General features: G+C 65.7%; 12 protein-coding genes. 11 read left to right on the top strand and 1 reads right to left on the bottom strand.

Features of this window, described 5'->3' with window-relative positions; translation table 11 throughout:
• Window positions 1-134: 134 nt before the first annotated feature.
• From HMPREF0372_RS18210 to HMPREF0372_RS18195, 4 genes are read left to right on the top strand one after another with little or no spacing between them, the layout of a single operon-like run.
• Window positions 135-857, top strand: coding sequence for a WecB/TagA/CpsF family glycosyltransferase (locus HMPREF0372_RS18210; RefSeq protein ID WP_007495789.1), 723 nt, complete (start codon window positions 135-137; stop codon window positions 855-857).
• A gap of 2 nt (window positions 858-859) precedes the next feature.
• Entirely contained in the window at window positions 860-1,531 is a 672-nt protein-coding gene (locus HMPREF0372_RS18205) for a dTMP kinase (protein WP_007495787.1), read from the top strand.
• 29 nt (window positions 1,532-1,560) lie between these two features.
• The gene (locus HMPREF0372_RS18200) at window positions 1,561-2,106 is read left to right on the top strand and encodes a DJ-1 family glyoxalase III (protein ID WP_007495785.1); all 546 of its coding nucleotides are present in this window, start codon (window positions 1,561-1,563) and stop codon (window positions 2,104-2,106) included.
• Window positions 2,084-2,707, top strand: a complete 624-nt coding sequence (locus HMPREF0372_RS18195; protein ID WP_007495783.1) for a 5-formyltetrahydrofolate cyclo-ligase — start codon at window positions 2,084-2,086, stop codon at window positions 2,705-2,707. Before HMPREF0372_RS18200 ends, HMPREF0372_RS18195 begins: the two co-directional genes overlap by 23 nt.
• Before the next feature lie 5 nt (window positions 2,708-2,712).
• Here the strand turns inward: HMPREF0372_RS18195 and HMPREF0372_RS20230 are convergent, their stop codons facing one another.
• The gene (locus HMPREF0372_RS20230; RefSeq protein ID WP_007495781.1) at window positions 2,713-2,883 is read right to left on the bottom strand and encodes a hypothetical protein; all 171 of its coding nucleotides are present in this window, start codon (window positions 2,881-2,883) and stop codon (window positions 2,713-2,715) included.
• A 99-nt stretch (window positions 2,884-2,982) separates the two neighbouring features.
• Between HMPREF0372_RS20230 and mltG the strand changes: the two genes are divergently transcribed.
• The 7 genes from mltG (at window position 2,983) to HMPREF0372_RS18160 (ending at window position 11,138) form a co-directional block, all read left to right on the top strand.
• Window positions 2,983-4,167, top strand: coding sequence for an endolytic transglycosylase MltG (gene mltG / locus HMPREF0372_RS18190; RefSeq protein ID WP_007495779.1), 1,185 nt, complete (start codon window positions 2,983-2,985; stop codon window positions 4,165-4,167).
• Window positions 4,160-5,377 carry a peptidase U32 family protein gene (locus HMPREF0372_RS18185; RefSeq protein ID WP_007495776.1) on the top strand — a complete coding sequence of 406 codons (1,218 nt, stop codon included), beginning with the start codon at window positions 4,160-4,162 and terminating at the stop codon, window positions 5,375-5,377. The genes mltG and HMPREF0372_RS18185 overlap by 8 nt, the downstream gene beginning before the upstream one ends.
• Window positions 5,374-6,504, top strand: coding sequence for an acyltransferase (locus HMPREF0372_RS18180; protein ID WP_039998031.1), 1,131 nt, complete (start codon window positions 5,374-5,376; stop codon window positions 6,502-6,504). The genes HMPREF0372_RS18185 and HMPREF0372_RS18180 overlap by 4 nt, the downstream gene beginning before the upstream one ends.
• A gap of 202 nt (window positions 6,505-6,706) precedes the next feature.
• On the top strand, window positions 6,707-7,207 hold the full coding sequence (locus HMPREF0372_RS18175; RefSeq protein WP_007495771.1) for a hypothetical protein: 501 nt from the start codon (window positions 6,707-6,709) through the stop codon (window positions 7,205-7,207).
• Window positions 7,208-7,468: 261 nt separating this feature from the next.
• Window positions 7,469-10,138: an alanine--tRNA ligase gene (gene alaS / locus HMPREF0372_RS18170; RefSeq protein WP_007495769.1), complete on the top strand. Its 2,670-nt coding sequence runs from the start codon at window positions 7,469-7,471 to the stop codon at window positions 10,136-10,138.
• Window positions 10,139-10,499: 361 nt separating this feature from the next.
• The gene (locus HMPREF0372_RS18165) at window positions 10,500-10,679 is read left to right on the top strand and encodes a DUF4250 domain-containing protein (RefSeq protein WP_007495767.1); all 180 of its coding nucleotides are present in this window, start codon (window positions 10,500-10,502) and stop codon (window positions 10,677-10,679) included.
• A gap of 120 nt (window positions 10,680-10,799) precedes the next feature.
• Window positions 10,800-11,138: a histidine triad nucleotide-binding protein gene (locus tag HMPREF0372_RS18160; RefSeq protein WP_007495764.1), complete on the top strand. Its 339-nt coding sequence runs from the start codon at window positions 10,800-10,802 to the stop codon at window positions 11,136-11,138.
• The last annotated feature ends 1 nt before the right edge of the window (window position 11,139 follow it).

The raw sequence follows: 11,139 nt of genomic DNA, 5'->3' as shown, positions 1-11,139 counted from the left end.
TCAGATGTCCAATATGTATTGTAGTCCTACACTTTCCCGCCCCTGATTTCCCGGTTTCCGCATGGACTTTTTTCGCTATCTATGGTAAAATGGCATGAAATTATGGACAGAATTCCAATCGGAGGCAATGTATTTTGAGGACTGATGTTTTGGGCGTCGGCTTCGACGACCTGACGCTGGAGGAGGCTGCGGCGGCCGGCGCAGCCCTGGTGGAGGCCGGGGGCTTCCACTACGCGGTCACCCCCAACCCGGAGTTTCTGCTGGCCGCCAAGCACAATCCGGCCTTCCGGCAGGCCTTGCTGGGGGCCGATCTGGTGCTGGCCGACGGCGTGGGGGTGGTCTACTCCGCGAAAATCCTGGGCCGCCCGCTGAAGGGCAAGGTACCGGGCATCGACTTTGCCCAGCGGCTGCTGGCGTGGATGGCCCGTCACGGCAAGCGGCTCTTCCTGCTGGGGGCCAAGCCCGGCGTGGCGGAGCTGGCCGCCGCCAACCTGAAGGACGCCCACCCCGGCCTCATCGTCTGCGGCACCCATGACGGGTATTTCCGGGAGGACGGCCCGGTGGTGGAGGAGATCAGGGCCGCCGCCGCCGACGTGGTGTTCGTCTGCCTGGGGGCCCCCAAGCAGGAGCTGTGGATGGTGGAGCACGGCCCCGCCACCGGCGCCCACCTGATGGTGGGCCTGGGCGGCTCCCTGGACGTGTTCGCCGGCGTGGTGGAGCGGGCCCCGGAGGGCTTTCAGAGGTTGGGGCTGGAGTGGCTCTACCGCCTGGCCAAGGAACCGAAGCGCATCGGACGCATGGCCAAGCTGCCTCTGGTGCTGGTCCAGGCGGCGGGCGCCCGGCTGCGGGGGAAGTGAGCATGCAGGGAAAGCTGATTGTGTTTGAGGGCACCGACGGGTCGGGCAAGTCCACCCAGTTCCGCATGCTCTGTGAGCGGATGGAGCGGGAGGGACGCCCCTTCCGGCGGCTGATCTTCCCCCAGTACCAGGAGCCCTCCTCCGCCCTCTTGAAAATGTATCTGAACGGGGAGTTCGGTTCCCACCCCTCCGACGTGAATCCCTACGCGGCCTCCACCTTTTACGCGGTGGACCGCTATGCCTCATGGAAAAAGGTGTGGGGGGACTACTACCGGGGCGGCGGGCTGGTGCTCTCCGACCGGTACACCACCTCCAACGCCGTCCACCAGGCCAGCAAGCTGCCCGAGGCGGAGTGGGAGGGCTTTTTCCGCTGGCTGTTTGACTTCGAGTGCGGCAAGCTGGGCCTGCCCCTCCCCGATCTGGTGGTCTATCTGGACATGCCCACGGAGCAGGCGGTGCGCCTCCTCCGCAGCCGGGAGGCGTCCACCCATACCAAGGGTGACATCCACGAGGTGGACACCGGCTATCTCGCCCTGTGCCGCAAAACCGCCCTCCGGGCGGCGGACTGTCTGGGCTGGGTCAAAATCCCCTGTGTAGACGGGGCGGGTGCGCTCCGCTCCACAGAGGACATTCACCGTGACATCTGGGCGGTGGCCGCCCGTATTTTAGGATAGAAGAACAGAAAAGAAAGGTGCTGTTTCACATGGTAGCGATTCTGTTGGGAACCGGATTTGAGGAGAGCGAGGCCCTGGTGCCCGCCGATCTGCTGCGCCGGGCGGGCGTTGAGGTCCGACTGGTGGGCGTGGACGGCCCCGCCGTCACCAGCGCCCACGGCGTCACTGTCACCGCCGACCTGACGCTGGCCGAGCTGGACCGGGAGGCGGTGGACATGCTGGTGCTCCCCGGCGGTCTGGGGGGCGTGGAGGTGCTCCAGGGCGACCGCCACGTACAGGCCCTGATCCAGCACTGCTACGACGAGGGCCGGTGGCTGGCCGCCATCTGCGCCGCCCCCACCATTCTGGCCAACCTGGGCTTTCTGGACCGGCGCAGGGCGGTGTGCTACCCCGGCATGGAGGAGCTGATGGGCTCCGCCGTGGTGCAGAAGGGCGCTCCCGTGGTGGCGGACGGCCACATCATCACCGGCGAGGCCGCCGGCTCCTCCTTCCCCTTCGGCCTGAAGCTGGTGGAGGTGCTCAAGGGGGCGGAGGCCGCCCGGCAGGTCTGCCATGCCGTCCACTACCACGGCTGAGAAGGCGGAGCTGCGCCGCCGGGCCCGCCAATATCTGAGCGGGCTCTCTCCCCAGGCCCGGCGGACGAGCGATGACGCCCTGTTCGCCCGCTTTCTGGCCCTGCCCCAGGTGGAGGCGGCGGATACCCTGCTGCTCTACCACGGCATGGGGGGCGAGCCCGACACCGCCCGCCTCCTCCCCGCCCTCTGGGCGCGGGGCAAGGCGGTCTGCCTGCCCCGCTGTCTGCCGGGCCATGGCATGGAGGCCCGGCTTGTCCGGCCGGACAGTGCGCTGATCCCCCACCCCTATGGGATGCTGGAGCCGGGGGAGGACTGCCCCCTGGTGGGCAAGGACGCCATCGGCCTTGTGCTGGTGCCCGGTCTGGCCTTCGACCCCTCCGGCGGCCGTCTGGGCCAGGGGGGCGGCTTTTATGACCGCTGGCTGGCGGATTACGCCGGCTGTACCGCCGCCCTGTGCCGGACGGCGCTGCTGCTGCCCCAAGTCCCCCGCGCCCCCCATGACCGGGGGGTGGAGCTGGTGCTCACCGAGCACGGCCTGTACCGGGCGGATGCGCAGAGGAGCGGGGCCCAAAGGCCCCGCTCCTCGCCGGACGGTACGTAAACGGCTCAGCAGCAGCCGTCGTTGCACCCGCAGTTGTTGTTGCAGCCACAGTTGCAGCCGCAGCCACTGCCGCCCCAGCTTCCGCCGCAGCAGCAGCAAAGGATGATGATAATCAGGATGATCCACAGGCAGCCGCAGCCGTTGCCGCCGCCCCAACCATTGTTACCACAGCACATTCTTGATTCACCTCACTTGTTTTATCTGGCTCATACTATGTGGGGGGCGGCAAAGTGGTTCCCGGCGGGTCATCTGTTTTTTCGTTAGGAGTTGAACCTATGTCTCAGGAAGAATACCGGAATGAGGGCCGCCGACCGGCCCAGTCGAGGAGCGGCCACGGCGGCAGGCGGGTTTCCCCCTCCCACCCGGAGGGAGAACGCCGCTCCGCCCCCCGCCGCCGGAAAAAGCGTCTCGGCGGCTGGGGTGTGCTGCTCTATGTCATTTTTGTGCTTGGCATCTCCGCCCTCCTGGCCGGCGTGGGCTGGATCTGGGCCAACGATGTGCTGGCCCTCAACAAGCCCGCCCTTACCGCCGTGGTGGAGATCGACGAGGGGGACACGGTGGGCCAGGTGGCCGACAAGCTGGAGGAGCAGGGCCTCATCGAGTACAAGATGGTGTTTAAGCTCTTCTGTTCCCTGACCCACACCTCCGGCAAGGCCGGAGAGGAGGGGGCCAAGATCACCCCGGGCACCTATGAGCTGAACACCGACATGGACTACCGGGCCCTCATCTCCAGCATGGGCTCCTCCTCCGCCAACCGCATGACCACCACCGTCACCATACCCGAGGGCATGACAGAGGCCCAGATCTTCTCCCTTCTGGAGGAGAAGGGGGTGTCCACGGTGGAGCAGTTGGAGGAGGCCGCTGCCAATTACGACTTCAAGTTCTCCTTCCTCAAGGGCGTGGTGCCCCTGGGCGATCCCAAGCGGCTGGAGGGCTACCTGTTCCCCGACACCTACGAGTTCTATATGGGCGAGGAACCGGTGAGCGTGCTCAACAAGATGATCCTCCGCTTTGACGAGATCTTCACCGACGAGATGCGCCAGGAGGTACAGAACGACGGCCGCACCATCCAGGACGTGGTGACCGTGGCCTCCATGATCGAGAAGGAGACCGACGGCTCCGACCAGGCCAAGATTGCCTCGGTCATCTACAACCGCCTGGACAACCCCACCAGCGAGACGGCGGGCTATCTGAACATCGACGCCACCATCCTCTACGCCACCGGCGGCACCGAGGTGGACCTCAACGCCGACACCCCCTACAACACCCGGACCCACAAGGGCCTCACCCCCACGGCTATCGCCAGCCCCGGTGTAGATGCGCTGAAGGCCGCGGTGTACCCCGACTCCACCAGGTACTACTTCTATGCCCTGGGGGACGACGGAAAGCACCACTTCTTCGCCACCTACCGGGAACAGCAGAACTTTATCGCCTCACAGGAGCGGTATCAAAATGGCTGAGAAAACAATCGAACTGCTCTCCCCTGCCGGGGACATGGAGCGCCTGCGCATGTCCCTGGCCTACGGGGCCGACGCCGTCTATCTGGCGGGCCCCGATTTCGGCATGCGCTCCTTTGCGGGCAATTTCACCCCTGAGGAGCTCAGGCAGGCCGTGGAGCTGTGCCACAGCCGGGGAGTGGCCGTCCACGTCACCTGCAACACCATGCCCCGCAACGACGAGGCAGCCCGCCTGCCGGAGTGGCTGGAGTTCCTCCAGGCGGCCGGGGTGGACGCCGCCATCCTGGCCGACGTGGGGGTGCTCTCCCTGCTGAAAAAGCACGCCCCCGGCGTGAAGGCCCACATCTCCACCCAGGCCAGCGTCTCCAACTACCAGGCGGCGGCCGCCTGGTATGAGCTGGGGGCCAGCCGGGTGATCCTGGCCCGGGAGCTGTCCCTGGACGAGATCCGGGAGATCCGGGCCAAGGCCCCCCCGGCGCTGGAGCTGGAGGCCTTCGTCCACGGGGCCATGTGCGTCAGCTACTCGGGCCGCTGCCTGCTGTCCAACTACATGACGGGGCGGGACGCCAACCGGGGCGCCTGCGCCCAGCCCTGCCGCTACCAGTACGCCTTGGTGGAGGAGAAGCGCCCCGGCGAGTATTTCCCCATCGGGGAGGACGCGGGCGGGGCCTTCATCCTCAACTCCAGGGACATGTGCATGATCGACCACGTGCCCGAGCTGATGGACGCCGGACTGGATTCCCTGAAAATCGAGGGCCGGGCCAAGAGCGCCTACTACGCCGCCATTGTCACCGCCGCCTACCGCCACGCCATCGACGCCGCCCGGGCCGGGGAGCCGCTGGACCCGGTGTGGCGGGCCGAGGTGGACAAGGTGAGCCACCGCCCCTACTCCACCGGCTTCTACTACGGCGAACCGGGGCAGCACACCGCTCACGCCCGCTACCTGCGGGACTGGCAGGTGGTGGGAGTGGTCACCTCCTGCGCCCCCGACGGCGCCGCCCTGTGTGAGCTGCGCAACAAGTTCGCCGCGGGAGACGAACTGGAGCTGGTGGGTCCCGGCGTGCGCCCCGTCTCCTTCCGGGTGGAGGGCCTGACCGACGGGGACGGCCTGCCCATCCCGGAGGCCCGGAAGCCCCAGATGCCCTTCCGTCTGAGGCTCCCTGTCCAGGCCCCGCCCCTGTCCCTCCTGCGGCGGAAGGCGGTGGGCCTGTGAGCGCGCTGTCCCGACGCCGCTGGGACTACGATCTGCTGCGGGTAGCCTCCATGGTGGGGGTGGTCTACCTCCACACCGCGGCGGGCGCCCTGCGCCAGCTTGGCACCCCCCTGTGGCACTTCTCCAACCTGCTCTCCTCCCTGGCCACGGCGGCGGTGCCCCTGTTCTTCATGCTCTCCGGTGCGCTGCTCCTGTCCCACCCCCGGACGGCGGAGCTGGGCACCCTGTTTCGCCGCCGCCTGCCCAAGGTGCTGATCCCTCTGCTGGCCTGGTCGGGCGTTGTCATCGCCCTGGCCGGCGTGCTCTCCGGCCCCCAGGCCGCCCTGGACAAGCTCATTCCCCTGCTCAATACGCCGGTGATGGTGCCCTACTGGTTCTTGTACGCCCTGGTGCCCATCTATCTGGTCTCTCCGCTGCTCAAAAAGATGACCGATGGGCTGAGCGAGGCCCACTGGAACTACCTGGTGGGCCTGTGGCTGATTGCCACCATCGGCATGGACACCCTCTGCGATCTGGCCCCCGCCGGCCCCTGGCAGAGCGCCCTCACCGTCCACTGGACGCTGAATCTGGACTTTGTGGGCGGCTATCTGGGCTACTTCCTTCTGGGCGCCCGGCTGGCCCGGCTGCAAAAGCTCCCCCGCCGGGGGGCGCTGTGGGGCGTGACGGCGGCCAGCTTTGCCGTCATCGCCGCCGGCACCTTCTGGCTCACCAGCCGCACCGGCGTCTACGACGAGCGCATCAAGAGCTATCTGCATCTCTTTACCGCCGTGCTGGCTGCGGCCCTGTTCCTGCTGGCGCGCTCCTATGGGGAGGGCCGGAGCAGCGGGCGGGCCCTCACCGCCCTGTCCGGGCTGTCCTTCGGCGTCTACCTGGTACACCCCATGGCCATCCAGTTCTGGCAGAAGGCGTGGACAGCCTGGATCACCCCCGCGGTGGACACCATCCCCCTCCAGCTCGGCTACTATCTGGCCATCCTGCTCAGCTGCCTGGCGGGCGTGGCCCTGCTCATGTCCGTCAAGCCCCTGTGCTGGCTCTTTACCGGCCAGAGCTTTTCCTCTGCCTGCCGGGAGTGCAACCTGTTCGCCCTGTTCCGGCGGAACCCTTCCAAGCAAACCCCGGCGTCCTAATCATGCACAGCAGGGCGGCCCATGAGGCCGCCCTGCTTCTCAATTTATTTTTATTGTTTTTCATTAAATTTATGTTGACATACAGTTTATTGTGGCGTATACTGGCCGCAAGAGGTGATGCTGTCTGAAACCAAGAGGAACCGTCCCCGGCCGCTTCGGCGGATTCGCCGCCGGACATTTTATCCTCTCCCTTTTGGGCTGGATGGGATGGCTGGGGCTGGCCGGCCTGCCCGACTGCGCGCACGGCCGCGCCCTCTTTTCCTGGTATGTCCTCCTGCTGATGGCCCTCTATGTGCCCGCAGGCTGGGTGGTCTCCCGCCTGCGGGGCTGGCCCCGCCCAGACCGGAAAACCACCTGCAGGGCCGTGCTCTATCCCGCCCTGTGCGCCTGGGGCTGGGCCTTCGGGGGCCTTGGCCTCCTGCTGCTCTTCTCGGGGCGGGAGGCGCTGTTCCCCCTCGCCTTCACGGGCTTTGCCCTTCTGGCCTTCTCCTTTCTGCTGGCCAGCCCTTCCGCCCTGTTCATGCTCCTCACCCTGGATCTGCTCTCAGGCTCCCTGAGGGACGCCGGGGTAAACGCCTTTTTCCAGTCCTCTGCCTGGTTCGCGGCCATGTTCCTGGCCGGCCTGCTGCCGCCCATGCTCTTCTTTTTGGGCTCGCTCCTGCCGAAAAAGCGGTTGACAACGGCGAAAAATGTGATAAAATAATTCAGCTATCACAAGAAACGCGATGACGAAGCCAAGCAGGCCACGCCGCGCCGAGCGAGAGGGGACGGTGAGAGCCCTCCGCGACACGGGTCTGCGCGCCACTTCCGAGCTGCCCGGGACGACCGGGACGCCCCATCCCCGTTACCGGATGACTGAGATGCCCCTTTCCGGGGCAAATTAGGGTGGTACCGTGGAGTGAACCTGCTCCGCCCCTAACCGGGGCGGAGCTTATTTTTTTACAGATAGGAGTTTGGTCTGTCCATGCACAAGAACTACGGCCTCAACGAGCTGCGCGAGATGTTCCTGAAATTCTTTGAGACAAAGGGGCATCTGCGCCTGCCCAGCTTCTCCCTCATCCCCCAGAACGACGCCTCCCTGCTGCTCATCAACAGTGGCATGGCGCCCATGAAGCCCTGGTTCACCGGGGAGCAGGAGCCGCCCCGCCACCGGGTGACCACCTGCCAGAAGTGCATCCGCACCGGCGATATCGAGAACATCGGCCACACCGCCCGCCACGGCACCTACTTTGAGATGCTGGGCAACTTCTCCTTCGGCGACTACTTCAAGCGGGACGCCATCCACTGGGCCTGGGAGTTTTTGACCTCCCCCGAGTGGGTGGGCCTGGAGGCCGACCGGCTCTACCCCTCCGTGTTCGCCGGCAACGAGACCACCCCCGCCGACGACGAGGCCTTCCGCATCTGGAACGAGGAGATCGGCATCCCCGCCGAGCGCATCTTCAAGTTCGGCAAGGAGGACAACTTCTGGGAGCACGGCTCCGGCCCCTGCGGCCCCTGCTCCGAGATCTACTACGACCGGGGCCCCGAGTGGGGCTGCGGCAAGCCGGGCTGCACCGTGGGCTGCGACTGCGACCGCTATATCGAGGTGTGGAACATCGTGTTCTCCCAGTTCGACAACGACGGGGAGGGCCACTACACCGAGCTCAAGCAGAAGAACATCGACACCGGCATGGGCCTGGAGCGGCTGGCCTGCGTGTGCCAGAACGTGGCCTCCCTGTTTGACGTGGACACCGTCATGAACATCACCAACAAGGTGTCCGAGATCACCCACGCCCACTACGGCGAGACCGCCGCCAAGGACGTGTCTCTGCGGGTGATCACCGACCACATCCGCTCCTCCGTGTTTATGATCTGCGACGGCGTGCTCCCCTCCAACGAAGGCCGGGGCTACGTGCTCCGCCGGCTCCTCCGCCGGGCTGCCCGCCACGGCAAGCTGCTGGGCGTCAACGAGCCCTTCCTCTACGAGGTGTGCGACACCGTTATCCATGAGAACGAGGGCCACTATCCCGAGCTGCGGGAGCGGCAGGACTATATCACCAAGGTCATCCGCACCGAGGAGGAGAACTTCGCCAAGACCATCGACAGCGGCCTGAAGATCTTTGGCGACATGCTGGCCGGGCACAAGGCCAAGGGGGAGAGCACCTTCTCCGGCGCCGACGCCTTTAAGCTGTATGACACCTACGGCTTCCCCATCGACCTGACCCTGGAGATGGTGGAGGAGCAGGGCATGAAGCTGGACGAGGCGGAGTTCCACAATCAGATGGACGAGCAGCGCCAGCGCGCCCGGAAGGCCCGGGAGGCCTTGGGCGATCTGGGCTGGGCTGGCGTGGAGTTCGGCAAGGACGTGCCCGAGACCCAGTTTGTGGGCTATGACCACACCGCCATTGACGGCGCCAAGGTGGTGGCCCTGGTGGTGGAGAACGAGCAGGCCGAGGAGCTCATGCCCGGCGTGGAGGCCATCGTGGTGCTGGACAAGACCCCCTTCTACGCCGAGATGGGCGGCCAGGTGGCCGACCACGGCGTCATCTCCGCCGACGGCGTCACCTTCCAGGTCACCGACGTGCAGAAGAACAAGGGCGGCAAGTATATGCACACCGGCAAGCTGACCCAGGGCGTGCTGAAGGTGGGCGGCACCGTCTCTGCCTCCATTGATGTCAAGCGCCGCAAAGCCGTCATGCGGGCCCACTCCGCCACCCATCTGCTGGACGCCGTGCTCCACCAGGTGCTGGGCGACCACGTGCACCAGGCCGGCTCCCTGGTGGAGCCCGACAAGCTGCGCTTCGACTTCACCCACTTCGCCGCCCTCACCGCTGAGGAGCTCTCCCAGGTGTCCGCCCTGGTCAACGAGGCGGTGCTGGAGGGCTACGAGGTGAGCACCGAGGTGCTCCCCATCGAGGAGGCCAAGCAGCGTGGTGCCATCGCCCTGTTCGGCGAGAAGTACGGCGACACCGTCCGGGTGGTGGACATGGGCCAGGGCTTCTCGGTGGAGTTCTGCGGCGGCACCCACCTGGACAACACCGCCAAGGTGGGCGTATTCCACATCGACAGCGAGTTCTCCGTGGCCTCCGGCGTCCGGCGCATCGAGGCCACCACCGGCCTTAAGTCCCTAGAGACCATGAACCGGGCCCAGTCCCTTCTCTTTGAGACCGCCGCCGTCCTCAAGGCCAAGCCCGCCGAGCTGCGCGAGAAGGCCGAGCAGAATATGGCCGAGCTGCGGGAGATGCGCCACACCGTCGAGAAGTTCCAGGCCAGGGAGGCCGCCGGCGAGACCGAGCGCTTCCTCATGGGCGGCCACGATCTGGGCGAGCTGAAGGTGCTCACCGCCACCCTGCCCAACGCCGACGCGGCCAAGCTGCGCCAGATGGGCGACATGCTGCGGGACAAGCAGCCCAATGTGGTGGCCGTCCTGTCCGCTGTCAACGACGGCAAGATCACCTTCCTGGCCGTCTGCGGCAAGGAGGCTGTGTCCAAGGGCGTCAAGGCTGGTGACATCATCAAGAATGTCACCGCCATCTGCGGCGGCAAGGGCGGCGGCAAGCCGGACAGCGCCATGGGCGGAGGAAATGACCTGCTCAAGCTGGACGACGCGCTGGCTAAAGTAGACGACCTGGTCGCCGAGAAGCTGGGGCTGTAACAAAAGCACCCGCTTCGGTAGAAGGCGCGTCGTCCAGCTCCGCCGCAGCTGCGGCGTCTCAAGCGTTTTGCCGCAGGCAAAATCTTGATGCCAGGGCGATTTATTCGCCCTGAGCAGATTATAATGCGGGGTCCCCCGCACGACATGGTCGTGTGGGGCGTGACGCGCTGGCCAAGGTAGACGACCTGGTCGCCGAGAAGCTGGAGCTGTAAGCCGCCGACGGGCGGGTGCGGGCACCCGTCCCTACGGCATGGCGCAGATGCTTGCCGCCCCACAGATAAACGTGTGCAGCAGAGGCACTTATCGCATTTGCCGCATAGAATCAAACGAACACATTTTTACCCAAAGGAGAGTTACACCTATGCTTCCCCAGGACCCTATGATTCTGCTCAGTTACCTCAATACCAAGCTGCGGGACTTTTACCCCACACTGGACGCTCTATGCGACGACCTCCAGATCGACGTGGGCGAGGTCAGCCGGCGGCTGGCCGCCATCGACTGCCGGTACAGCCCGGAGCGGAATCAATTTGTCTCCTGTTGAGCGCACGAACGGGGGCCGCGGAAGCATCCGCGGCCCCCGATTTTTTCCGCCTCAAAGGAATGACATTCCGCTTCCTGTGTGCTATACTAGAGTCAAATCCGCGGAAAAGGAGGATATAGCATGAGCGATTGTCTGTTTTGCAAAATCGCGGCGGGGGAGATCCCCTCCAACAAGGTTTACGAGGACGAGCTGGTGTACGCCTTTTACGACATCGACCCCCAGGCACCCACCCATTTCCTGGTCATCCCCAAGGCCCACATCGGCTCCTGCGGGGAGATCTCCCCGGAAAATTCCGCCGTGGTGGCCCACGCCTTTGAGGTCATCTCTCGGGTGACGAAGGAACTGGGCATCACCGATTTCCGGGTGGTCTCCAACTGCGGCGAGCAGGCCGGCCAGTCCGTGCACCACCTGCACTTCCACGTGCTGGCGGGCCGGGACATGACCTGGCCTCCCGGCTGAG

It is taken from the genome of Flavonifractor plautii ATCC 29863, assembly GCF_000239295.1.
In the GTDB taxonomy this organism is placed as follows: domain Bacteria; phylum Bacillota; class Clostridia; order Oscillospirales; family Oscillospiraceae; genus Flavonifractor; species Flavonifractor plautii.
This window is presented reverse-complemented; position numbering and strand designations above follow the sequence as displayed.